Below are 23,906 nucleotides of genomic sequence, written 5' to 3'. Positions count from 1 at the left end.
CCGCAGGGCCGCTGCCTCCTCTTGGCGATTGGTGGGACGATCGGACATGGCGGTGACGGGGGTGGTCGCGTCGGCGCCACCGTCGCTTGACGCAAGCACAAGCAATGGGTTGCATACATTCTGTGATCGTGCACCGGGCTCCAACTGCCAGTTCCTGTACGTACGTCCAGCGCTTCCGGGCAGCCCGGACCCTCGGAGCCCGCCGGGCCGGAGGATGTGCGCCGTGGACCCGGTGATCGTCGTCGGCGCGGGGCCCGTCGGGCTCGCCCTCGCCCTCGCCCTGGCCCGCCACTCTGTACCCACCGTCGTCCTCGACGAGGGCCCCGGCAAGGACGAGCAGCGGCCCGCGCGGAGCGTCGTCCTCCGGGAGGACACCGCGGCGTTCGTGGAGCGGCTCGCGGGTCACTCTTTCGGTGACTCGGAGTCAGGTGCCCGGTGGGCCGGCTGGCGCTCCGTACGGCGTAAACAGCTGATGCAGGAGCTCGACTTCGGCGGCGGGATCCCCGCTCCGCTGCATCTGCCGCAGCACGTGCTCACCGGTGCCCTGCGCGAGGCCATCGCCGACGAACGACTCGTCAAGGTCGCGGTGGAGAGCAAGCTCGACTCCCTGGAGGAGGACCCCACCGGGCTCACCGCCCACACGCGGGGGCCCAAGGCCACATGGTGGCGGGGAAGTTATCTGGTGGGCTGCGACGGAGCCCGTTCCACGGTGCGCAAACTCCTCGACGTCCGCTTCCCGGGACGTACCGCCGTCGAGCGGCACGCCGTGGCCTCGCTGCGCACGGAACTTCCGTGGCCGGGTCGGGCGTTGTTGCATCGGATGCCTCCGTGGCCCGGCGGAGGCGCCGAAGTGACGGGCCGCCCGCTCGCCGACGGGGTGTGGCGGCTCGACTGGCTGCTCCCGCCGCGCGGCGAGCTGGTGACGCCCGACGCCCTCGTCGTGCGCATCCGGGAGACCCTCGCGGGCTGGTGCGGCGGTTCCACCCCGCCGTACGAGCTGCTCGACACGGGGGTGCACACCGTCCACCACCGGCTCGCCCGACGGTGGCGGGTCGGTCGCGCCTTCCTCGCCGGGGACGCCGCGCATCTCCTCGGCGCACTCGGCACCCAGGGGCTCGACGAGGGGCTGCGGGACGCCGACAACCTCGCGTGGAAGCTGGCGCTCGCCTGGCACCACGGCCCGTGCGAAGCGCTGCTCGACAGCTATCAGGTCGAGCGGCGGGCCGGGGTGGCCGCACGGCTGCGCGCCGCCGACCAGTCGCTGCCCGTGCTGCGCGGCGGCAAGGGGCTGCGCTCGTACGTGCCCGGTACGGCGCGCGGCCACGACACGCTCCTCACGGACGGCCATGTGGGGCGCGGCACGCTCGGCGCGCCCTCCTCGTACGCCGAGTCGCCGCTGGCGCCCGCTCCCTCCGAGTCCGTCACGGTGGTGGGTACGGAGCCCGGTGCTCCGGTCGCCGATGTGGTGGTCACAGCGCCCGACGGGTCGTTCGTCCAGCTGCGGGACCGGCTGGGGCTCGGGCGGCTGATCGTCGTCCTCGTCGCGCCGGGCACCGTGGTGTGGGAGCGGCGGCACTGGGTGACGGCCGGGATCATGCCGCGGCTCGCCGCGGCCGTCACGGCCCTGCCGCACCCCGCCGAGCTGCTCGTCGCGGAGAGCTACCCCGGGGCCGCCGCGCACTCGCTGCTGCTCGTACGGCCCGACGGCCACCTGGTCACCGCACTCTCCGGGGTGCGCCCGGCCGAGCTGTACGCGGCGGCCGAGACCGCGCTGGGCGGCGCCGTGCCGACGGGTCGCGGGGCCGGAGCGGGGCGGCCGGACCGGGCGGGCGAGGAGGAGAGCGCCGCGGGGGCCGCGCGGCCCCGGGCGTGAAAGGGACGTACGTCGCCCCACGCCCGGAGCCCGGCTCGCGCGCGCTCCGGGTGCTGTTCGCGCGCGCCCCGGGGGTCGCTCACCCGCGCCCCGGGCCTCGATCTCCCATGCTTCGGACCTGGTTGACCGCATGCTGAGCCAGGGTTGACCGGCCCCCACCCCCGTGGTCTACTCCGGATCGTGACCGACACCGATGTACGCCTGTGGCGGAGGGTCCACATGGACCTCGTCCGCTACGCAGGCTGCGTGTGTCACCTGTCCTGCTGAATTCGCCTTTCCCTCGCGCGCTGAGCCCCCGCTTCGGGCCGTCTCGCGCGCGCTTCCGCGAACCTCCAGGACGGTACCTGTGTCTGTTGCCCCTTCCTCCACCGCGCCCGCATCCGCGCGTTCCTCGGCGCCCACCGCAGCCGAACTTCTCGCCTTCGTCCGCCGCACCGCGGCCGACACCGAACTCATCGCCTCCCTGCCGCTCGACCCCGAGGGCCGCACCTGGGTGCGCCTGCAGGGCCCGGGCGGCAGCGAGGCCTGGCTGATCGGCTGGCCGCCCGGCACCGGCACCGGCTGGCACGACCACGCCGAGTCGGTCGGCGCCTTCCTCACCGCGGCGGGCACCCTCAAGGAGAACTCGCTCGCCGCGCGCCTGCCCACCGACGGGTGGAAGACCCTGGAACTCTCCGAAGACGTCGACCGCGAACGGGAGCTGGCGACCGGCGAGGGCCGCGCCTTCGGCACGAACCACGTGCACGAGGTGCTGAACCAGTCGCCGACCGAGCACGCCGTCTCCGTGCACGCCTACTACCCTCCCCTGCCGCGGATCCGCCGGTACAGCCGGACCGGCGACGTGCTCCGTCTGGAGTCCGTGGAGCGCCCGGAGGACTGGCAGTGAGCGATCGAGGTGTCGTGGAACTGACCGGCGAACGCCCCGTCGGCATCGACGAGCTGCTGGAGCGCGTGCGTCTCCACCTCGACCGGCTCACTCCGAAGGAGGCGTATGACGTTGCCGGGGCGGGTGGTCTCCTGGTCGACATCCGCTATGCCGCGCTGCGCGAGCGCGACGGGCTGATCCCCGGAGCGCTCGTCGTGGAACGCAACGAGCTGGAGTGGCGCCTGGACCCCCAGGGCAGTCATCGCGCCCCGGAGGCCACCGGACACGATCTGCGTGTCGTCGTGGTCTGCAACGAGGGGTACGCGTCCAGCCTCGCGGCCGTCTCCTTGCGGCAGTTGGGGCTGCGCCACGCCACTGATCTCGTCGGCGGCTTCCAGGCGTGGCGGTCGGCGGGGTTGCCGGTGGTTGCCGTCGAGAGGTGAGCACGCACGCGTGAGGCATGAGTGCGGAGCGCGCCCCCCCTCCACGCCCCGCACTCCGTGCCTTGGTCCCTACTCCTTGGCCGTCGCCACCGCGACAGGGCGCGGCCTCAGGGCGGCGCGGCCCGGCAGCGCGGTCGCGGTCAGGGCGAGCAGCCCGGCCACGGCGACCACGGAGACGTACACCAGCGGAACGACCGTCGGTGCCGCGCTGCCGGTCATGCCGAAGCTGAAGGCCGTCAGGACGGCGAGTGCCACTCCGCTGCCGAGCGTGACGCCGATGAGCAGGACGGAGAGCGCCTCGGTACGCAGCATCCGCAGGACCTGTCGGCGGGTGGCGCCGACGAGGCGCAGCATCGCGAACTCTCGTATGCGTTCGGAGACCGACATCGCGAGGGTGTTGACGACGGCGATGGCGGTGAAGGCCAGCACGAGTCCCATCGCCAGGTGGTTGACCTCGGCATTGGTCTGCCGCAGCTCGGCCTGGAGGCCGTCGGCCCCGGCCGGGGTGAGCACCCGTACGGCCGGGAACTTATGGACGCCTGCCGCGAGTTGTTCTCTCGTACGGTCGCTCTTGACGAGGACCGTGGCAGCGAGCGGGTTGTCGACGTGGCGGGCGACCAGACCGTGTGCCATGGTCAGATCGCCGAACCCGAGCCCGCGTGCGTACACGGCGCGGACGGTGAGTTCGGTCTTCGTCCCGTCTCCCAGGGTGAACTTCAGCGTGCTGCCCGGCTGCAGGCCGAGCCGGTCCGCGGCGAGTTCGCTGACGACGACGCTGTCCTCGTCGAATTCCCTGAGTGATCCGGCGGTGACGTCCGGGTCCCAGGTCCGGGTGAGGCCCTGCGGCGTGACGCCTTGCGCCGGGTACTTGTCGAGTCCGACGCGCACCGTCGTACGGACGACCTCGGTGACCGCCTCGACACCGTCGGTCGTACGCAGCTTCTGTGCCGCCTCCGCGGGGACGCCCGGCCCTTGCGCGGCAAGCACCCAGTCCGCGCTGGTGCCCTGGCGGGTCTGCGTGCGGGCGGCATCGTCGAGGGTGGGCTGGACGAAAAGAACGGTGCAGGTCATGCCGGTGAGGAGGGCGAGCGGAGTGACGACGGCGGCCATCCGGGCCGCGTTGCCGCGCAGGTTGGCGTGGGCGAGCCTGCCGCCGGGTCCGGTCAGCCGGAGCGGGCCCCGCAGGAGCACCGCCGCCGCCCGGACCACGATCGGCCCCAGGAGCGCGATGGCGCAGGCGAAGACCACAACGGACAGGAAGGTCACGGGAGTCGACGCCGCCTCGGTGCGCAGCACGCTCAGTACGGCGACCAGAACAGCGCCACCGGCGAGCAGCACCAGGCCCGCGACGATGCGGCCCCAGGCAGGTCGACGCTGCTCGACCCGTGCCTCGGCGAGTGCCTGCGCCGGGCGGATCCTGACGATTCTGCGTCCGGCGACGCGGGCTGCGGCCCAGGCGCCGAGCAGGGTGGCGCCCACGGCGACGAGGGGCGGGAAGACGCTGACGACGCGTTCCAGCGTAGAGGGAACGGCTCCGACGTCCACGAACCGGCCGTGCAGCCAGCCGCCGAGCGGGATTCCGGCGAGCGCCCCGACCATCCCCGCGGCGGCGCCGACGATGAGTGCTTCGCGGCCGAGGAGCCTGCGGATCTGCTTCGGGGTCGCGGCGACGGCGCGCAGCAGGGCGAGTTCCCGGTGGCGCTGCTGGACGGAGAGGGCGAAGGTGCCGACCACCACGAGGACGGAGACGAGGAGGGACGTGCCGCCCATGGCGGCTCCCATGCTGACGAGTTTGACGCGCGCTCCCGCCGCGTCGAGGAACTCCACTGGGCCGCGGTCGTCCCCCGAGCTGACCTGCGCCGACGTACCGTCGAGGGCCCGCGTGACGGTTTCCTTGAGGTCCGCGACCGCGGTGCGCTCGTCCGGTACGACTCCGATGGCGGTGACTTCGCCGGGGTGTGCGGCGAGCCGTTCGGCCTCGGCGGAGGAGAAGAACAGCGAGGTCTGGTGGGCCAGCGCGCCGCCCTCGGGGGCGGCGACGCCAGTGATGCGGTAGGCGCGCGGGCTCCGCGTCGACTGGACGGTGAGGCGGTCGCCGGGCCTCAGTCCCGCACGGTCGGCGAGGTCACGGTCGATGACGAGGTCGTGAGCCGTGCGTGGCGCCCGGCCTTCGACGAGCCGGAAGGGGGTGAGGGCAGCCGAGTCCCAGGCATGTCCGTACGAGGGTCTGTCCACGTCACGAACGGCGGCAGGAGCAGGCATCAACGGCTCAGCGAGAAAGGTGAGTTCGGGAACGATGGCGGCGATACCCGGGGCGCCCGGGTCCTTCTTCAACCTCGCCTCGATGTCGGCGGCCCGCAGCCAGGCCCTCTCGGCGATCGGTTTCGCCTTGTGTTTGACCTTGGTCTTGCCCTTCTTGTGTTTGACCGTGGTCCGGTGCACGTTCTGGTCCGCGGAGATGATCACGGGAGCCGCCGCGTAGCGCTCGGTCTTGATCGTGCCGCGCAGTCCGGTCTCCAGGAGGGTTCCGCAGGCCGTGATGAGGGCCGCGGCACACATCAGCGCGAGGAAGGCGCCCAGGAACCCGCCTTTGCGGTCCCTGACCGTTTGCAGTGCGTAGCGCAGCATCATGAGGGATCGGTCTCTTCTCGGTTGGCGGCGGGCGCGGGGAAGGCCAGGAAGCGCGTGAGGACGGTGCGGGCGTCGGCCGGGGTGTCGGCGTCGGGGCGCTTGTAGCGGTTCAGGAGCGCGATGTACTCCTCGAAGAACTCGGTGAGTTCGGTGAGCGTCAGCCGGATCGTGCCGCGCGAGGAGGGGAACGCGTCGTACCAGCCGCCGAGTTCACTGTCGCTCTGCCGCTGCATCTGCAGCTGCGCGAACAACTCCAGGTCGGTTGCGTACGAGAGGTGATTGAGCTCGTCCATGACGAGCCGCGTCTCGGGGCTCTGCCGACTGCGCGGGAGAAAGCGCCGGTCACCCGGGACGACCCGCCACCAGCGCTCACGCCCGTGACCCGGACCACCGCTCTCCGAACGACCGCGCCCCGCGCCTACGCGTCCTGAGCCGTGCGTCTCCTCGACGAAGCCGTAGCGGGCGAGTTCGCGCAGGTGGTAGCTGGTCACCCCCGTGTTGAGGCCGAGGGCCCTGGCGAGTGTCGCGGAGGTGGCCGGACCGTGCACGGCGAGGTGCTGCAGCATCTGCTGCCGACGGGGCTGCGTGAGCGCCTTGAGCACACGGAGATCGCTCAGCTCTTGCGGCGCCTCGCTCGGAGCGTGGGGCGCGGCAGCGGCTGAGGGCGCACCGGCGGGCTCAGCCGGGGTGCCGCCCGGAACCGGAGAAGAGGCTGCCGACGTCGGGGCAGCGGGAGGGGCGGTCCGGCCGTCGGCCTGGACCGGGCCGGTCGTGCCGGGTTCCTGTGCCATGCGTACACAGTCGTCTGTGCACAGGCCTCTGTGCACTGCGGTGGTCCGGCGTCTCCGCAGGGGGGTCAACCCCACCCTGCGGAGCGTCAGTTGGGATGCGTGGGTCGCTCCGGCTGCCGCCCCACCCCCGTGGGAGCGGCCCGCTCAGAACGTTCCGTACCCCAAGTCCTCGGTGTCCTCGCCCTCTTCCTCCAAGGCCTGCCGGACCACTCGGAGCGCCATGCCCTCCGCGTATCCCTTACGGGCGAGCATTCCCGCGAGGCGGCGCAGGCGCTTGTCACGGTCGAGGCCGCGCGTGGAGCGGAGTTTGCGGGCCACCAGCTCACGCGCGGTCTCCTCCTCCTTCTCCGGATCGAGCTGCCCCACGGCTTCGTCGATCAGCGTGGAGTCCACGCCCTTGGTGCGCAGCTCCCGCGCGAGCGCGCGACGGGCCAGGCCCCGGCCGTGGTGCCGGGACTCCACCCAGGCGTCCGCGAAGGCGCTGTCGTTGATCAGACCGACCTCTTCGAAGCGGGAGAGCACTTCCTCCGCCACGTCGTCGGGGATCTCCCGCTTGCGCAACGCGTCCGCGAGCTGCTTGCGCGTACGCGCGGTGCCGGTGAGCAGACGCAGACAGATCGCTCGCGCCCGCTCCGCCGGATCCCCCGTCGGCGGCTCCCCCTTCTCGGCCCTCGACGAGGAAGGGGAACCACTGTCCTGTTGGTCGCCGAAGCCGCCACGCCGTCGTCGACGCCCTCGACCGCGGCCGTCACCGTCCTGACGACCGCCCTCCCCGAACCCGCTGCCGTCACCGCCCTCGTCGAAACTGTCGCCGCGGCTGCCGTCCCGGCCTGTGCCGTCCTGATCCGCACCGTCCCCGTGGCCCCGCCCGGCGGGGCCGGTGCGGCTTTCGGGGGCGGTGTGGTCCGCCCAGTCGGTTCGTCGTGTCACGGACTAGCTCTTGGCCGCCGCGGTCTTGGACTTGGTGACCTTCGCCGCCGGGGCGGGCACCGTCTTGGTGTCGTCGGCGGCCGGAGCCGCGACCGTCTCGTCGGCGACCGGCTCGGCGGCCGGGGCCTCGGGCTTCACACCGACGCCCAGCTTCTCCTTGATCTTCCTCTCGATCTCGTTGGCGAGGTCGGGGTTGTCCTTCAGGAAGTTGCGGGCGTTCTCCTTGCCCTGGCCGAGCTGGTCGCCCTCGTACGTGTACCAGGCGCCGGCCTTGCGGACGAAGCCGTTCTCCACGCCCATGTCGATCAGACCGCCCTCGCGGCTGATGCCGTGCCCGTAGAGGATGTCGAACTCGGCCTGCTTGAAGGGCGGCGCGACCTTGTTCTTGACGACCTTGACGCGGGTGCGGTTGCCGACCGCGTCCGTGCCGTCCTTCAGGGTCTCGATGCGGCGGATGTCGAGTCGCACCGAGGCGTAGAACTTCAGCGCGCGGCCACCGGTCGTGGTCTCCGGCGAGCCGAACATCACGCCGATCTTCTCGCGGAGCTGGTTGATGAAGATCGCGGTGGTCTTGGACTGGTTGAGCGCGCTGGTGATCTTCCGGAGCGCCTGGCTCATTAGGCGGGCCTGGAGACCCACGTGCGAGTCACCCATCTCGCCCTCGATCTCCGCACGCGGCACCAGGGCGGCGACGGAGTCGATGACGATGAGGTCGAGGGCGCCGGAGCGGACCAGCATGTCGACGATCTCGAGAGCCTGCTCGCCGTTGTCCGGCTGGGACAGGATGAGGTTGTCGATGTCGACGCCGAGCTTCTTCGCATACTCGGGGTCGAGGGCGTGCTCCGCGTCCACGAACGCGACCGCGCCGCCCGCCCGCTGGGCGTTGGCCACGGCGTGCAGCGTGAGGGTCGTCTTACCGGAGGACTCCGGTCCGTACACCTCCACCACACGGCCGCGCGGGATGCCGCCGACGCCGAGCGCGACGTCGAGCGCGGTCGACCCGGTGGGGATGACCTCGATGGGGTCGTTCGGCCGCTCGCCCATGCGCATCACTGCGCCCTTGCCGAATTGCCGTTCAATCTGTGCGAGCGCGGCGTCCAGCGCCTTCTCGCGGTCGGTTCCTGCCATGGGTTCCACCCGATTTGCTTGAGTCGATCGCTTCACGTCAAAGACGCTAACGCCTGCCACTGACAATCCGCCCCGACGCCCGTCCAGCCTGTGGATAACTCGAGGCCGACCCTCGCCGAAATCCTCTGAAGCGTCCCGGGAATCCTCTGCCACATCCCCGGGAAATCGCCGCCGGACACCCCATGAGAATGGATGTTCGATTTAGCTGTCAAGCATGGCTCTCCGCGGGCTACTCTCCCGGATGTACGGACGGTGCCTTCGGCCGGAGGACGACCTCAGAGCCGGCTCCGACCAGGCTTGTCCGCATGGAAACCCACAGTGGGACACCGCGACAGGTCCGGCCCTCCCGGAGTGGGCTCTCCGTGCGCCCCGCCGAACGCCTCTGCTACGGAGTCGGGGCCGTACTGGTCCTTTCGGGCCTGGTGCACCTCGGGGTCTTCGCGGTCGACGGCGGTCCCTGGGAAGGCCCGGTGTCCTGGCGCAAGCCCGTGACGTTCGGCCTCTCCTTCGGAGTGACACTGATCGCGATCGCCTGGGTGACGTCGCAGCTGCGGATGAGCCACCGTGTCCGGGCGGCCCTGCTCGTCGTGTTCGCCGCCGACTGCGTGCTGGAGGTGGGCGGGATCACGCTGCAGGCGTGGCGCCGCGTGCCCTCGCATCTCAACATGGAGACCGGGTTCGACTCCTCGGTGTCCATGGCCCTCGCCGTGGGCGGCGGGGTCCTCGTCGTCCTGCTCTCGGCGTTCGCGGTCGTCTCGTTCAGGCGGCGGCCGGGCGGCCCCGCGGGGATGCCGCTCGCGGTGCGGTCCGGCTTCGCCGTCCTGCTCGTGGCGTTGGTGTCGGGCGCCGCGATGATCGCTCGCGGCGTGTACCTCACCCGGACCGGCCACCAGGAAGACGCCTACGCCTCCACGGCACCGCTCAAGACGCTGCACGGGGTGAGCCTGCACGCCGTTCTCGTCCTGCCGGCCCTCGCCTGGCTGCTGTCCCGCACCTCCTGGAGCGAACGCTCACAGCGGCGCATGGTGAGCGCGGCGGTCGGTGCCTACGTGGTGGCCGTGCTCGGCTCCGGAGTGTGGGGCGCCCTCTCCTACTGACGCCCGTCCTGCTTCTACTGACGCCCGTCCTGCTTCGGGCTGGCATCGCCGGAGGTCGGCGGTGCTTCCGGCCTGTTCGGCCCCCGCAACGCGCGCCGCATGCGCGCGAGGAGGGGCGCACCGGACGAGCGTCTGCGCCCGTGCACCCGGGGATCGTCCGTGACGTCGTACCTCTTCACGTACGCCCCGAGGAAGGCCTGCAGCGTCGCGACGGCGGGGATGGCGATGAGCGCCCCGACCGCGCCGAGAAGCGCCGTGCCCGCGATGACCGAACCGAAGGCGACCGCGGGGTGGATGTCCACGCTCTTGGCGGTGAGCTTGGGCTGCAGCACGTAGTTCTCGAACTGCTGGTAGACGACTACGAAGACCAGCACCCAGAGCGCGTACCAGGGGTCGACCGTGAAGGCGATCAGCATCGGCAGGGCGCCCGCCAGGTACGTGCCGATGGTGGGGATGAACTGGGACACGAGACCCACCCACACGGCGAGCACGGGCGCGTAGGGGACGCCAAGCACCTGCAACAGGATGTAGTGCGCGATTCCGGAGATCAGCGCCATCAGGCCGCGCGAGTAGAGGTAGCCGCCGGTCTTGTCGACCGCGATCTCCCAGGCCCGCAGCACCTCGGCCTGCTTGGCGGGCGGCAGCACCGAGCACAGCGCGCGCCGCAGCCGCGGCCCGTCGGCCGCGAAGTAGAACGAGAACAGCAGGATCGTCAGGAGCTGGAACAGACCGCCGAGGACCTGTGCGGAGACGTCCAGGACGCCACTGGCGCTGTTCTGCACGTACTTCTGCAGCCAGTCGGAGTGGACCAGGCTGTCCTGGACCTCGACGCGGGAGAGGTCCGTGTGGAAGGTCTGGTTGATCCAGCTGATGACCTTGTCGAGGTAGTCCGGGAAGTCCTCGACCATGTCCACGATCTGGCCCGCGAGCATGGACCCCATCAGCGTGATGAACCCCGCGCTGGCGATCACGACGCTCAGGAATACCAGGAAGGTCGCGAAGCCCCTGCGGAGCCCCCGCGCGGCCATCCAGCTCACCGCCGGTTCGACCGCGAGCGCCAGGAAGAACGCGATCAGGATGTTGATCAGCAGCCCGGTCAGCTGGTGGAACGCCCAACTGCCCAGCTGGAAACAGGCGACGAGCGCGAGGGCGAGCACCATGGCGCGCGGCAGCCAGCGCGGCATGCGGGCGCCGAGCCCTGCCTCGGCCCCCTCGGGGGGCTGTGCGGGCGGCGTCGTGCCGAGTGGAGCGGTGTTCTGGGTGACCTGCGCGGTCTCGTCTGTCGGTGCCACGGGGCCAGTCTCGCCCACGCCACCGACAATCGGTCGCCACCCTCACATCTTGGGACGGACGTACACGCGCGTGGCGCCTCCCCGGAGGGGCTCCGGCGACGACAAGCCGTCCGTAGTCAGCGCTTTTCGGCCGGTACGTCCATCGCCGTGCACACCGCGCGCCAGACTTCCTTGGCCTCCCAGCCCGCGTCCAGCGCCCCGTGGACCGTGCGGCCGCCCAGCTCCGCCATCACGTGATCGCGCGCGAAGGAGTCGGCGTACCCCGCACCGAAGTGAGCCGCCATCCGCTGCCAGAAGACCGTCAACCGCATGCCTCCAGTATCACGCCCCTGAGAGTGCAGCCGGGCAGAGGGGGCTCACCGACAACGCTTTCCGCCCTACGGTCGGAGCATGGCCGAAACCGGAGCATCCCCCGACCCAGTGCCCTCCCCCGACGCGCCCCCCTCCCCGGTGTCCCGCGCCGAGCACTTCGTCTGGCTCACCGCACGCGTCCTCGAGCAGCGACGGTTCGCGTACCACTTCCTCGACGGCGCGGGCGGCGACCCGGCCGCGGGCGCCGTCGAGGCCGCCCTGACCTCGTACGCCACCGGGGACGGCGGCTACGGCTACGCGCTCGAACCCGATCTGCGCGGCCCCGTCAGCCAGCCGCTGCACGCCGGGCACGCGCTGCGCGTGCTGGACTCGATCCACCGCTGCGGCGGACAGCGCGTGGAGCACGTATGCCGGTATCTGACCTCCGTGTCGACCCCCGAGGGGGCCCTTCCGGCGATCCATCCCAGCCAGCGCGGCTACCCCTCGGCGCCGTTCGTGCCGATCGTGGACAACCCGCCCAGCGAGTTGCTCGCCACCGGCCCCGTAGTGGGCCTGCTGCACCGCAACGAGGTGTGGCACGCCTGGCTCTTCCGGGCGACGGACTTCTGCTGGGCGGCCGTCGAGTCGCTGGAGAAGTCCCATCCGTACGAGGTCCAGGCGGCCGTCGCCTTTCTGGACGGCGCTCCCGACCGCCGCCGCGCGCAGGCCGCCGCCGACCGCCTCGGGCGCCTCGTGCGCGAGCAGCGCATCGCGGCGCTGGACCCGGAGAACCTGGACGCCTATCCGGTGTCACCCGGCTACGCGCCGGGGGAGCACCACTTCCCGCACGACTTCGCGAAAGCCCCGGAGTCCCTCGCGCGCTCGTGGTTCACCGACGCGGAGATGGAACGGTCCCTCGACTTCCTTGCCGGGGAACAGCAGGAGGACGGCGGCTGGCCCGTGCGCTGGCGGCAGTGGGCGCCGGGCACGGCCCTGGAGTCGCGCCCGATCGTCACCATCGAGGCGCTGCGCACGCTACGGGCGTACGGGCGGCCCATCGGTTGACGGCCCGTCCCCGGCGCCCCGCAGGAGCGGAGCAGCGATGGCAAGGGCCGTGCCTGGCCGTGCCTCGGGGCGTTGCCAGGTCGATGCCGGGGGTGCAGCCTCAGGGCCGCGGCGGTCGCCCTGCGCTTCTGCTGCCGGGCCAGGTGGGTGGCGGAGCGACTCGATGAGTTCGGGGCGGTCGGCCACCGGGGCGAGGAGTGCGGCGATGCGGTGGCTGCTCTCATTTCGGCGCGAAAAGGTGGTGCTCTAGCAGGACGTCGTCCATGCGGTGCAGTCCCGGCGGGGCCAGGGCCTCTCATCCACTGAGTGCGTCACACTCTCGGCCGAGGCCAGTACGCGCCCACCCGCCCCGACCTCGCTTCACGACTGGCGCGAAACCCCGAACGCGCAGGTCGGCGCCGTTGTCAGTGGCGGGGTGCACGATGGGGGCATGGTCAGCTCCGCGTCCAGTGCCCACGGCGCCCGCAGCGCTCTAGACGGTTTCTCCCCCGCGACCCGCAGCTGGTTCTCGGGGGCCTTCTCCGCGCCCACCTCCGCCCAGGCCGGCGCGTGGCAGGCCATTTCCGAGGGCTCCGACGTGCTGGTCGTCGCCCCCACCGGCTCCGGAAAGACCCTGGCCGCCTTCCTCGCGGCGCTCGACCAGCTGGCCTCGGCACCGCCGCCCGCCGACCCGAAGAAGCGCTGCAGGGTGCTGTACGTGTCGCCCCTGAAGGCCCTCGCGGTCGACGTGGAGCGCAATTTGCGCAGCCCTCTGACCGGCATCCGCCAGGAGTCGGTGCGCCTTGGCCGGCCCGAGCCGGAGGTGCGGGTCGGCATCCGCTCGGGCGACACCCCGCCCGCCGAGCGCCGGGCCCTGTCGACCCGGCCGCCGGACATCCTGATCACCACACCCGAATCGCTGTTCCTGATGCTCACCTCCGCGACGCGCGAGGCGCTCACCGGCATCGAGACGGTGATCCTCGACGAGGTGCACGCGGTGGCGGGCACCAAGCGCGGCGCTCATCTCGCCCTCTCCCTGGAGCGGCTCGACGAGCTGCTGCCGAAGCCCGCCCGCCGCATCGGCCTGTCGGCGACGGTGCGCCCGGTGGACGAGGTGGCCCGCTATCTCTCCCCCAAGCGCAAGGTCGAGATCGTCCAGCCGCCCTCCGGCAAGGAGTTCGACCTCTCCGTGGTCGTTCCGGTGGAGGACCTCGGGGAGCTTGGCGGCTCCCCGGTCAGTGAATCCGCCGACGGGCCGGGGGCCGAGGCGGAGCGCCCGTCGATCTGGCCGCACGTCGAGGAGCGCATCACCGACCTCGTCCAGGCGCACCGCTCGACGATCGTGTTCGCCAACTCCCGCCGGCTGGCCGAGCGCCTGTGCAATCGCCTCAACGAGATCGCGTACGAGAGAGCGACCGGCGAGGCGCTCCCCGAGGACCACTCCCCCGCGGAGCTGATGGCCGAGTCGGGCGCCGCCAAGGGTGCTCCGCCGGTCCTGGCCCGCGCCCACCACGGCTCGGTCTCCAAGGAGCAGCGCGCCCAGGTCGAGGAGGACCTCAAGGCGGGCAGGCTGCCGGCCGTCGTCGCCACGTCCAGCCTGGAGCTCGGCATCGACATGGGCGCGGTCGACCTGGTCATCCAGGTCGAGTCGCCGCCGTCCGTGGCCTCCGGACTGCAGCGCGTGGGCCGTGCGGGCCACCAAGTGGGCGCTGTCTCCACGGGGGTCGTGTTCCCCAAGTACCGGGGAGACCTGGTCCAGGCCGCGGTCGTCACGGAGCGGATGCGGACCGGCGAAATCGAGTCCCTGCGCGTCCCGGCCAACCCTCTGGACGTACTGGCCCAGCAGCTGGTGGCGATGGTCGCACTCGACACCTGGCAGGTCGACGACCTCCTGACGGTGGTCCGGCGGGCGGCCTCCTTCGCCTCCCTCCCGGAGTCGGCGTTCACGGCCGTCCTGGACATGCTCGCGGGCCGATATCCCTCCGACTCCTTCGCGGAGTTGCGCCCCCGCGTGGTGTGGGACCGCGTCGCGGGCACGGTCACCGGGCGCCCGGGCGCGCAGCGCCTCGCGGTCACTTCGGGAGGCACGATTCCCGACCGCGGCCTCTTCGGAGTCTTCCTCGCGGGAGCCGACCCCAAGAAGGGCGGCGGCCGCGTCGGTGAGCTCGACGAGGAGATGGTGTACGAGTCCCGGGTGGGCGACGTCTTCACGCTGGGCACGAGCTCCTGGCGCATCGAGGACATCACGCGCGACCGCGTCCTCGTCTCCCCCGCCCCCGGCGTCCCTGGGCGCCTGCCCTTCTGGAAAGGCGACCAGCTGGGCCGCCCGCTCGAACTGGGCCGCGCTCTGGGTGCGTTCCTCCGGGAGGTCGGAGCGCTCTCGCCGGAGGATGCGCGCGGACGCCTGCTCGCCACGGGGCTCGACTCCTGGGCGGCCGACAACGTCCTGGCGTACCTCACCGAACAGCGCGAGGCCTGCGGGCACATCCCGGACGACCGGACGATCGTCGTCGAGCGGTTCCGCGACGAGCTGGGCGACTGGCGGGTCGTGGTGCACTCCCCCTTCGGAGCCCAGGTGCACGCTCCGTGGGCCCTCGCTCTCGGCGCCCGCCTCACCGAGCGGTACGGCATGGACGCGCAGGTCATGCACGCGGACGACGGCCTCGTGCTGCGACTGCCCGACGCCGACCTGATGGGCCTGGACCTGCTCGACCAGGAGCCCACCGCTCCCCCCGTGGAGTACGACGCCGAGAAGGCGCCGGTGGGCGCCGGTGACGTCACCTTCGAGAAGGCCGAGGTCAACCAGATCGTCACCGACGAGGTCGGCGGCTCCGCGCTGTTCGCCTCACGGTTCCGCGAGTGCGCCGCCCGCGCGCTGCTGCTGCCTCGCCGCAGCCCCGGCAAGCGCACGCCCCTGTGGCAACAGCGGCAGCGCGCCTCCCAACTGCTCCAGGTAGCCAGCGAGTTCGGCTCCTTCCCGATCGTCCTGGAAGCGGTCAGGGAGTGCCTCCAGGACGTCTTCGACGTGCCGGGGCTCACCGAGCTGATGGGCGACATCGAGTCCCGCCGCGTCCGCCTCGTCGAGGTCACCACCCAAGAGCCCTCCCCCTTCGCCCGCTCACTCCTGTTCGGGTACGTGGCCCAGTTCCTGTACGAGGGCGACTCCCCCCTCGCCGAGCGGCGCGCGGCAGCCCTCTCCCTGGACTCCCGGCTCCTTGCCGAGCTCCTCGGCCAGGCGGAGCTGCGTGAACTGCTCGACGCGGACGTCCTGGCGGAACTGGAGCAGGAGCTCCAGTGGCGTACGGAGGACCGCCGCGTCAAGGACGCCGAAGGCATCGCCGACCTGCTGCGGCTCCTCGGCCCGCTCACCCCTGCCGAGTTGGCGGAGCGCGGGGCCGAGCCGGAGTGGGCCGAGGAGCTCGCGGCCGCCCGCCGGGTGATCCGGGTCCGCATCGCGGGCGCGGAGCACTGGGTGGCCATCGAGGACGCGGGCCGCCTGCGCGACGCCCTCGGCACCGCCCTGCCGGTAGGCGTCCCCGAGGCGTTCATGGAGCCGGTCAAGGACCCGCTCGGTGACCTGCTGGCCCGTTTCGCGCGCACCCACGGCCCGTTCACGTCGGCCACGGCCGCCGCACGCTTCGGCCTCGGAGCGGCGGTCACCGAGGGCGCGCTGCAGCGCCTCGCGGCGAACGGCCGCGTGGTGCAGGGAGAGTTCCATCCGGCGGGCATCGGCCAGGAGTGGTGCGACGCCGCGGTTCTGCGCCGCCTGCGACGCCGCTCGCTCGCGGCCCTGCGGCACGAACTGGAACCAGTGCCCCCGGCCGCTCTCGCCCAGTTCCTGCCCCAGTGGCAGCACTTGAGCGGACACGGCCTGCGCGGCGTCGACGGCCTGGTGCGCGCCGTCGAGCAGTTGCAGGGCGCCACCGTCCCCGCCTCCGCGCTCGAGAAGCTCGTCCTGCCGTCGCGCGTCGCGGGCTACAACCCGGCCATGCTCGACGAACTGACCGCGGCCGGCGAGGTGCTCTGGGCCGGCGCCGGATCCCTGCCGGGCAAGGACGGCTGGGTCTCCCTCTACCTGGCCGATGCCGCGCCCCTGCTCCTGCCCCCCGCGCACCCGCTGGAGCTGACCGCCCTGCACGAGTCCGTCCTGGACACTCTCTCCGGAGGGTACGGACTCTTCTTCCGCCAGATCGCCGACCAGGTTCGCGCCACCACCCACCCCGAGGCCCTGGACCCACAACTGGCCGACGCCATCTGGGAACTGGCCTGGTCCGGACGGCTGACCAACGACACGCTCTCCCCGATGCGCTCACTGCTCGGCTCGGGCCGCACCGCCGGAGCCACGGCCCACCGCGCCAAACGCAACATGCCGCGCGGGCGGTACGGCACCCTGACCGCGGCCGCCCGCACCGCGTCCCGCACCGGGCCCCCGACCGTCGCGGGCCGCTGGTCGCTGCTCCCCGACCGCGAGCCCGACCCGACCCTGCGCGCCCACGCCCTGGCCCGCACCCTCCTGGACCGGCACGGCGTGGTGACCCGCGGCGCCGTGGCGGCCGAGGGAGTCGAGGGGGGCTTCTCGGCGACGTACCGCGTCCTGTCGGCCTTCGAGGACAGCGGCCAGGCACGCCGTGGCTATGTGGTCGAGGGTCTTGGCGCCGCCCAGTTCGCGATGGACGGCGCGGTGGACCGGCTGCGCGCCACCGCGAACGCCCGCGAGCGTACGGAGGGTGCGCGCCCCTCCGACGCCCAGGCCGCCGTCGTCCTCGCCGCCGCCGACCCCGCCAACGCGTACGGGGCGGCTCTGCCCTGGCCCGAGCCGCCGAACGACACGACGCACAAGCCGGGCCGCAAGGCGGGCTCCCTCGTCGTCTTGGTCGACGGCGAACTGACGCTCTACATGGAACGCGGCGGCAAGACCCTCCTGGCCTGGCCCGCCTCTCCGGAGGACCCCATCGCCGACGACCCGAGACTGCACGCCGCCGCCGAGGCCCTGGCCGGGGCAGCCCGAGCAGGCTCCCTCGGCACGGTCACGGTGGAGCGGGTCAACGGCACCGCAGCCCTGACCTCCCCCTTCTCCTCCCTCCTGGAAGGAGCCGGTTTCCTCGCCACCCCGCGCGGCCTGCGCCTGCGCGCGTGACGCCCCCCGGCGACGTACCTCCAGCGCGGGCGGTCACCCCGCCCACGCACACTCCACCCGCCACCGGCACCCGCACCCGCACCCGCACCCGCACCCGCACCCGGCCCACCCTCGCCGACCTGCGACATCGCCCCACACGCACACAAACGGCAAGCCACCCCACCGCACCCCATCCACCGCACCCACACACCCACACACCCACACCGCCCACGACACCACCCCCACCACACACCCCTCTGTCCCGCCCCGCCCCACCCCCTCCATGCCACCCTGGACCCATGCCCGAAGGTGACACCGTCTTCCAAGCAGCCCAGCGCCTGCACACCGCCCTCGCCGGGCACACCATCACGCGCTCCGACCTCCGCGTGCCCAAGCTCGCGACGGTCGACCTCACCGGGCGCACCGTCCTGGACGTCACCCCGCGCGGCAAGCACCTCCTCACCCGCATCGAAGGCGGCCTCACCCTCCACTCCCACCTGCGCATGGACGGCTCCTGGCGTATCTACGCCCCCGGCGAGCGCTGGCGCGGCGGACCCGGGCACCAGATCCGGGCCATCCTCGGGAACGCCGAACGCACCGCCGTCGGCTACCGCCTGCCCGTCCTGGAACTGCTCCGCACCACCGACGAGGACAAGGCCGTGGGCCACCTGGGCCCCGATCTCCTCGGCCCCGACTGGGACCCGCGGCGCGCGCTGGACAACCTCCTGAAGGCACCCGAACGCCCCCTAGGTGAAGCCCTCCTGGACCAGCGCAATCTCGCGGGCATCGGCAACGTCTTCAAGAGCGAGATCTGCTTCATCCTGGGCGTCACCCCATGGCTCCCCGTCGGCGAGCTCCCCGAGGAAGCAGCGCCCCGCCTCCCCGCCCTCTCGAAGAAGCTCCTGGAGGCCAACCGCCATCGGTCCGACCGCACCACCACCGGCCGCGACCGCAACGGCCAGCGCCTCTTCGTGTACGGCCGCGCGCCCCGGCCCTGCCTGCGCTGCGGCACCCCTGTACGCCGCGGCGAGCAGGGCGACGGCTCCCGCAGCCGCCCCACCTACTGGTGCCCCACCTGCCAACAGGGCCCGACTTCCTGATCCCCACATCAACTGCATCCCCGTAACGACCAGTTGACGCACCGTCAGTTTCAGTCGTACCGTCCCGTCATGCCCGTCAAGGCGTACGACCTCACCGGACGCACCGCATTCGTCACCGGCGCCGCCAGCGGAATCGGGCGGGCTTCGGCCCTGCTCCTCGCCGAGGCAGGCGCCACCGTCCACTGCGCCGACCGCGACGAGCAGGGACTCCATGAGACCGCCACCCTCATCAAGACGGCCGGCGGCACCGCGCATACGCACACCCTGGACGTGGCCGACAGAGCGCAAGTGGACCGGGCCGTAACAGCAGCGGCGACTCCAGCGGCAGCTTCAGCTGCGAACACCCGCCCCCGCCTCGACATCATGGCCGCCATCGCCGGTGTCATGCACAGCAGCCCGGTCCTGGAGACCCGCGACGAGGACCTCGACCGCGTTCTGAACATCAACTTCAAGGGCGTTCTGTACGCCTGCCAGGCCGCGGCCCGCATCATGATCGACGCGGGTTCCGGCGGCAGCATCGTCACGATGGCCTCGGGCGCCGTCGACACGGGCGGCCCCGGGCTCCTCTGCTACGGCGCGGCCAAGGCGGCCGTCGTGCAGCTCACCAAGACACTCGCGACGGAGGTCGGCCCGCACGGCATCCGCGTCAACACTGTCGCGCCCGGGTGGATCCGCACACCCATGACGGCCCGGCACGACACGGAGGCCCAGGCCCACACAGAGAAGGTCATGGTGCGCAGGTCACCGCTCGGCCGCGTCGGCGAAGCGGACGACATCGCTCACGCAGTGCTGCACCTGGCGTCCGACGCCGCGGCCTTCACGACGGGCCAGATCCTCCGCCCGAACGGCGGCGTCGCCATGCCGTGGTAGCCCGCGCCCTGACAGCTCGCCCCCGCGCCCGCTGCGACCCCCCGGCCCCAGCCCCAGCCCCCGCTCCCGCTCCCGCTCCCGCTCCCGCCACACCCTGCGCCCGCGCCTTCGAGACGCAGTGCACGGGCAGAACACTCAGCCCCCACCCTCCGGCGGCGACCGCCCCCTCGAAGGCCCCCGCGTCGGGGGCGAGGGCGAGCCGCAGCACGCCCCACCACCACAGCGCCCCGAAGGCCAGGACAGGCACCCAACGTATGAACCGCCACGGCACGACCAACCCGCTCACGGCTGCCACAGATGCCACCTCCCGCCCAACGGCGCCCAACGCGAGGCCGACGCTAAGCGCCGGGGTTCACCCCACGGGAGGGCGCACCGTCGTCACCGGAAGCGACCGGAGTCAGCACGGCGCACAGACAGTGACACCGACCCGTGGGTAGCGCCCCCTGCCGCACCTCGGCCTCAGTCGGCCGGGGCGTCCGGGCGCCCGGACGTATCGGCCGGTCAGCCGTTCTCCGCCTGGAACATCCAGTGGTGCTTCTCGAGGTCGGCCGTGATCCCGATGAAGATGTCCTGGCTGACCGGGTCCGCCTCACCGGTCGACTCGACACGTTCACGCATCCGGGTGATGACCGCGCCGAGCGCGTCCACCAGCGTCCCCACGGCGTCCACGTCCTTGACCCAGCCATCGGAGATCGCACCGATCCCGGTCTGCTGCGCCACGGTCGCCGCGCGCCCGTCCGGTGAGACGCCGAGCGTGGAGGCGCGCTCCGCCACGGTGTCGGAGTGCTGCCTGGCCGTGTCCACGACCTCGTCCAGCTGCAGGTGCACGGAGCGGAAGCGCGGGCCGACCACATTCCAGTGAATCTGCTTGGCCACCAGCGACAGGTCGACCAGGTCCACGAGCGCGCCCTGCAGGGCCTCCGAGACCGTCTTCAGATCCGCATCGGACAGCGGGCTCTTCACGACGTACATCTGTCTCCTCCAACTCACGATCGAATGAGGTAAATCCCCACCAACCATGTCATACAAGCGCCAAATAGGTCGATTCACGAATCCATGGTCATGTGGGGCACTTGTGGGGCACCTCTCGGACAACGCAGAAGCCCCGACCGAGTACCCGGCCGGGGCTTCCACACACTTCTGGGGGCTGCTGCTTGAACAGCGCAGCGTCACGCCGCTACGACGTCGACCGCCTCCGCAGGCGCCTTGATCGTGACCCGTTCCGGTGGCACACCGGCCACGGAGACGGAATTGAGCATCGAGCGAACCGGTGCACGCACCGGTTCCGGGACTGCTGCAGACTGAGCCAGCTCGGCGAGCGACAGCTCGTCGCTCACTTCACGCATGAGCTCGGACATCCGTACGTCAAGCGCGTCGCAGATCGCGGAAAGCAGCTCGGAGGAAGCCTCCTTCTGCCCCCGCTCCACCTCGGAGAGATAGCCGAGCGAGACTCGGGCGGACGAGGAGACTTCGCGCAGAGTACGGCCCTGGCGCTGGCGCTGCCGACGCAGCACGTCACCCAGCAGGCGACGGAGCAGAATCATCGGTGGCTCCCTCCTCGGACCGCGTAGCCGCATCCTTCACGCCCCACCGTACCGCCTCGCGCGGCGGCCGTGCGGGGAGCGATGTCGTGTTCACTCAGGGCTGCAAACATCAATTCCCCCCGTTCTGTTCCGTATCCTGTGCCCGCCCATTCTCGGCACGTTCTCCGGAGAGCTGCTCGAGGAGCAGCGTGAGCACGCTCCGTACACTCTCCCTACGGATTTCCGAACGGCTACCGTTCAACCGCAGGGCGGCCACTTTCCCACGGGCTCCGCCATCGGCGTAACCGCGCATGCTTTCGAGATCCGGCCCGGAGACCGCCACATAAACGGTCCCTACGGCCTGTCCGTCCTGGGCGTCGGGCCCGGCGACCCCGGTGGTCGCGATCCCCCAGTCCGCGCCGAGCGCCTCGCGCACTCCGGCCGCCATCTGCCGCGCGACCTCGGGATCCACGGCCCCGCGCTCAGCCAGCAGAGTGCCGTCGACCCCGAGCACGTCCCGCTTCAGCTCGGTGGCATACGCGGTCACGGAACCCCGGAAGACCTTCGAGGCCCCGGGCGTCGCCGTGATCTCGGCGGCCACCAGGCCCCCGGTCAGCGACTCGGCAACGGCGAGCGTCTCACCGCGCGCCGCGAGGAGCCGCAGCAGCCCGTGGGCCGACGTCTCGTCGGCCGAGAGCCCGGGGGACGTCACTTCGCCGCCTCCCGAGCGGACTCCGCGGCCGCCGCACGCGCCTCCGCCATGCCCTGCCTGCGCAGCACGATGGCCTGCTTCACATAGTCGAGCCCGGTCACCACGGTCAGCACCACGGCGACCGCCATCACCCAGAACCGCAGCGTCGCGAGCGGCCCGGTCAGCGCGAGAACATACATCCCGACGGCCGTGCCCTGCGCGAGCGTCTTCATCTTGCCGCCGCGGCTGGCCGGAATGACCCCGTAGCGGATCACCCAGAACCGCAGCAGCGTGATCCCGAGCTCACGCCCGAGAATCACCCCGGTCACCCACCAGGGCAGGTCATCGAGCCAGGACAGACAGATCAGCGCGGCCCCCATGATCGCCTTGTCGGCGATCGGGTCGGCGATCTTGCCGAAGTCCGTGACCAGGTTGTACGTGCGGGCGAGGTGCCCGTCGAAGAGGTCGGTGATCATCGCGACGGCGAAGGCGGCCCAGGCGAACGAGCGCCAGGCCGGGTCGTACCCGCCGTTGCCGAGGAGCAGCATCACGAAGCCCGGCACGAGCAGCAGCCGGATCATGGTCAGCAGGTTCGCGACGTTCCACAGGCTGGCCTGATTGACCGCCGCGGCGCCCAGCTTCCCGCCGCGCACCGGCTTGGCGCTCGAAGCGCCCTGCGCGCCGGAGCCGCCCGCGGGTGCCGGGACTCCTGTCATCTGCCGGCCTCCCCGAGACACTCAGCCACCAAGTCCACGCCCTCCGTGCCGACCACCTTTGCCACGACCATACGGCCGACCCGCAGGCCGTCCCCACCGATGTCGCCCGTCAGACGGATCTGGCCGTCGGTCTCGGGGGCCTGGTGCGCGGCCCTGCCGAGCGGGCCCTCCTCGTCGTCCAGGGACTCGACCAGGACCTCCACGGTCTCGCCGAGCCGCTCGTCGGCGCGCTGCGAGGTGAGCTCCTCGGCCAGTCGGGAGATGCGCGCGAGGCGCTCGTCGACGACGTCCTGGTCCAGCTTCGCGTCGTAGGTCGCCGCTTCGGTGCCCTCCTCGTCGGAGTAGCCGAAGACGCCGATGGCGTCGAGGCGCGCGCCGGTCAGGAACCGCTCGAGCTCGTCGACGTCCGACTCGCTCTCGCCGGGGAAGCCCACGATGAAGTTGGACCGCACGCCTGCCTGCGGGGCCTTGGACCGGATGGTGTCCAGGAGCTCCAGGAAGCGGTCGGTGTCGCCGAAGCGCCGCATGGCACGCAGGACGCCGGGCGCGGAGTGCTGGAAGGACAGGTCGAAGTACGGGGCGATCTTCTCCGTCGACGTGAGTACGTCGATGAGGCCGGGGCGCATCTCGGCGGGCTGCAGATAGCTGACGCGCACCCGCTCGATGCCGTCGACGGCGGCCAGCTCGGGAAGCAGCGTCTCCAGGAGACGGATGTCGCCGAGGTCCTTGCCGTACGAGGTGTTGTTCTCGGAGACGAGCATGACCTCCTTGACGCCCTGCTCGGCGAGCCAGCGGGTCTCGCCGAGGACGTCGGAGGGCCGGCGCGAGATGAAAGAGCCGCGGAAGGACGGGATGGCGCAGAACGAGCAGCGCCGGTCACAGCCGGAGGCCAGCTTCACCGAGGCGACGGGGTTGGAGCCGAGGCGGCGGCGCAGCGGCGCACGCGGTCCGGAGGCGGGCGCGACGCCGTCGGGCAGGTCCTGCGGGATCACGGCGGGCTCTACGGGAGCGTGGCCCGGGAGCGCGACGGCCGCCTGGGCGTCCTGCCGCTCGGCCGGGCTGATCGGCAGCAGCTTGCGCCGGTCGCGCGGGGTGTGGGCTTCGACGCTGCCACCGCTGAGGATGGTCTGCAGTCGGCCGGAGATGTCGGAGTAGTCGTCGAATCCGAGCACGCCGTCGGCCTCCGGCAGCGCCTCGGCGAGTTCCTTGCCGTAGCGCTCGGCCATGCAGCCGACCGCGACGACGGCCTGGGTCTTGCCGTGGCCCTTCAGGTCATTGGCTTCGAGGAGGGCGTCGACGGAGTCCTTCTTGGCGGCTTCGACGAAGCCGCAGGTGTTGACGACGGCGACGTCCGCGTCCTCGGCGTCCTCGACGAGCTCCCAGCCGTCCGCCTCCAAGCGGCCTGCGAGCTCCTCCGAGTCCACCTCGTTACGGGCGCAGCCAAGAGTGACAAGGGCGACGGTGCGGCGTTCGGGCATGGTCTCAAGACTACTTCGTCCCCGTCC

21 protein-coding genes are annotated in these 23,906 nt (G+C 71.8%); 9 read left to right on the top strand and 12 right to left on the bottom strand.

The genetic code is table 11. The features are described from left to right. The first annotated feature begins 223 nt into the window (after positions 1-223). From ABZ953_RS30850 to ABZ953_RS30835, 4 genes are all read left to right on the top strand, one after another. Positions 224-1,873: an FAD-dependent monooxygenase gene (locus tag ABZ953_RS30850; protein WP_361730639.1), complete on the top strand. Its 1,650-nt coding sequence runs from the start codon at positions 224-226 to the stop codon at positions 1,871-1,873. A 180-nt stretch (positions 1,874-2,053) separates the two neighbouring features. Then, the gene (locus ABZ953_RS30845) at positions 2,054-2,140 is read left to right on the top strand and encodes a putative leader peptide (RefSeq protein ID WP_361730811.1); all 87 of its coding nucleotides are present in this window, start codon (positions 2,054-2,056) and stop codon (positions 2,138-2,140) included. A gap of 79 nt (positions 2,141-2,219) precedes the next feature. Then, on the top strand, positions 2,220-2,759 hold the full coding sequence (locus ABZ953_RS30840; RefSeq protein WP_361730636.1) for a cysteine dioxygenase: 540 nt from the start codon (positions 2,220-2,222) through the stop codon (positions 2,757-2,759). Further along, a complete protein-coding gene (locus ABZ953_RS30835) occupies positions 2,756-3,181 on the top strand; it encodes a rhodanese-like domain-containing protein (protein ID WP_361730633.1) in 426 nt (141 codons plus the stop codon). Before ABZ953_RS30840 ends, ABZ953_RS30835 begins: the two co-directional genes overlap by 4 nt. Before the next feature lie 69 nt (positions 3,182-3,250). On the opposite strand, the gene ABZ953_RS30830 is transcribed toward ABZ953_RS30835, so the two are convergent. The 4 genes from ABZ953_RS30830 to recA form a co-directional block, all read right to left on the bottom strand. Next, a complete protein-coding gene (locus ABZ953_RS30830) occupies positions 3,251-5,812 on the bottom strand; it encodes an FtsX-like permease family protein (RefSeq protein ID WP_361730632.1) in 2,562 nt (853 codons plus the stop codon). Then, complete coding sequence (locus ABZ953_RS30825) at positions 5,809-6,603, bottom strand: helix-turn-helix domain-containing protein (RefSeq protein WP_361730629.1); 795 nt, start codon at positions 6,601-6,603, stop codon at positions 5,809-5,811. The genes ABZ953_RS30830 and ABZ953_RS30825 overlap by 4 nt, the downstream gene beginning before the upstream one ends. A gap of 144 nt (positions 6,604-6,747) precedes the next feature. Further along, positions 6,748-7,533, bottom strand: coding sequence for a recombination regulator RecX (gene recX / locus ABZ953_RS30820; RefSeq protein ID WP_361730626.1), 786 nt, complete (start codon positions 7,531-7,533; stop codon positions 6,748-6,750). Between the two features lie 3 nt (positions 7,534-7,536). Then, positions 7,537-8,661 (bottom strand): recombinase RecA, encoded by a 1,125-nt coding sequence (recA, locus tag ABZ953_RS30815; protein WP_361730623.1) that lies wholly within the window; start codon positions 8,659-8,661, stop codon positions 7,537-7,539. A gap of 305 nt (positions 8,662-8,966) precedes the next feature. On the opposite strand from recA, the gene ABZ953_RS30810 reads away from it, so the two are divergent. Beyond that, positions 8,967-9,758: a hypothetical protein gene (locus ABZ953_RS30810; RefSeq protein WP_361730620.1), complete on the top strand. Its 792-nt coding sequence runs from the start codon at positions 8,967-8,969 to the stop codon at positions 9,756-9,758. Positions 9,759-9,772: 14 nt separating this feature from the next. Here the strand turns inward: ABZ953_RS30810 and ABZ953_RS30805 are convergent, their stop codons facing one another. Next, complete coding sequence (locus tag ABZ953_RS30805; protein ID WP_361730617.1) at positions 9,773-11,050, bottom strand: AI-2E family transporter; 1,278 nt, start codon at positions 11,048-11,050, stop codon at positions 9,773-9,775. A 116-nt stretch (positions 11,051-11,166) separates the two neighbouring features. Beyond that, on the bottom strand, positions 11,167-11,361 hold the full coding sequence (locus ABZ953_RS30800; protein ID WP_361730614.1) for a DUF3046 domain-containing protein: 195 nt from the start codon (positions 11,359-11,361) through the stop codon (positions 11,167-11,169). 79 nt (positions 11,362-11,440) lie between these two features. Between ABZ953_RS30800 and ABZ953_RS30795 the strand changes: the two genes are divergently transcribed. From ABZ953_RS30795 to ABZ953_RS30780, 4 genes are all read left to right on the top strand, one after another. After that, positions 11,441-12,406, top strand: a complete 966-nt coding sequence (locus ABZ953_RS30795; RefSeq protein ID WP_361730611.1) for a hypothetical protein — start codon at positions 11,441-11,443, stop codon at positions 12,404-12,406. Between the two features lie 430 nt (positions 12,407-12,836). Next, positions 12,837-17,522 (top strand): ATP-dependent helicase, encoded by a 4,686-nt coding sequence (locus ABZ953_RS30790; RefSeq protein WP_361730608.1) that lies wholly within the window; start codon positions 12,837-12,839, stop codon positions 17,520-17,522. Positions 17,523-17,800: 278 nt separating this feature from the next. Next, positions 17,801-18,601, top strand: coding sequence for a DNA-formamidopyrimidine glycosylase family protein (locus ABZ953_RS30785; protein WP_361730605.1), 801 nt, complete (start codon positions 17,801-17,803; stop codon positions 18,599-18,601). Between the two features lie 69 nt (positions 18,602-18,670). Further along, positions 18,671-19,471, top strand: coding sequence for an SDR family NAD(P)-dependent oxidoreductase (locus ABZ953_RS30780; RefSeq protein WP_361730602.1), 801 nt, complete (start codon positions 18,671-18,673; stop codon positions 19,469-19,471). Here the strand turns inward: ABZ953_RS30780 and ABZ953_RS30775 are convergent. The 6 genes from ABZ953_RS30775 to rimO all read right to left on the bottom strand — a co-directional run bounded on the left by ABZ953_RS30775 (position 19,419) and on the right by rimO (position 23,879). Next, complete coding sequence (locus ABZ953_RS30775) at positions 19,419-19,718, bottom strand: hypothetical protein (protein WP_361730809.1); 300 nt, start codon at positions 19,716-19,718, stop codon at positions 19,419-19,421. The two genes, ABZ953_RS30780 and ABZ953_RS30775, sit on opposite strands and share 53 nt — an antisense overlap. A 254-nt stretch (positions 19,719-19,972) precedes the next feature. Then, positions 19,973-20,443: a DNA starvation/stationary phase protection protein gene (locus tag ABZ953_RS30770; protein WP_361730600.1), complete on the bottom strand. Its 471-nt coding sequence runs from the start codon at positions 20,441-20,443 to the stop codon at positions 19,973-19,975. A 197-nt stretch (positions 20,444-20,640) separates the two neighbouring features. Next, positions 20,641-21,015 carry a helix-turn-helix transcriptional regulator gene (locus ABZ953_RS30765; RefSeq protein ID WP_361730597.1) on the bottom strand — a complete coding sequence of 125 codons (375 nt, stop codon included), beginning with the start codon at positions 21,013-21,015 and terminating at the stop codon, positions 20,641-20,643. A 109-nt stretch (positions 21,016-21,124) separates the two neighbouring features. Further along, the gene (locus ABZ953_RS30760) at positions 21,125-21,706 is read right to left on the bottom strand and encodes a CinA family protein (protein WP_361730595.1); all 582 of its coding nucleotides are present in this window, start codon (positions 21,704-21,706) and stop codon (positions 21,125-21,127) included. Beyond that, positions 21,703-22,401 (bottom strand): CDP-diacylglycerol--glycerol-3-phosphate 3-phosphatidyltransferase, encoded by a 699-nt coding sequence (gene pgsA, locus ABZ953_RS30755; protein WP_361730592.1) that lies wholly within the window; start codon positions 22,399-22,401, stop codon positions 21,703-21,705. The genes ABZ953_RS30760 and pgsA overlap by 4 nt, the downstream gene beginning before the upstream one ends. After that, complete coding sequence (gene rimO / locus ABZ953_RS30750; RefSeq protein WP_361730589.1) at positions 22,398-23,879, bottom strand: 30S ribosomal protein S12 methylthiotransferase RimO; 1,482 nt, start codon at positions 23,877-23,879, stop codon at positions 22,398-22,400. The genes pgsA and rimO overlap by 4 nt, the downstream gene beginning before the upstream one ends. Positions 23,880-23,906 lie beyond the last annotated feature (27 nt).

The organism is Streptomyces sp. NPDC046465, assembly GCF_040646035.1.
Lineage (GTDB): Bacteria > Actinomycetota > Actinomycetes > Streptomycetales > Streptomycetaceae > Streptomyces.
The sequence above is the reverse complement of the archived record's forward strand: the minus strand, read 5'-3'. Positions and strand labels throughout refer to the sequence as shown.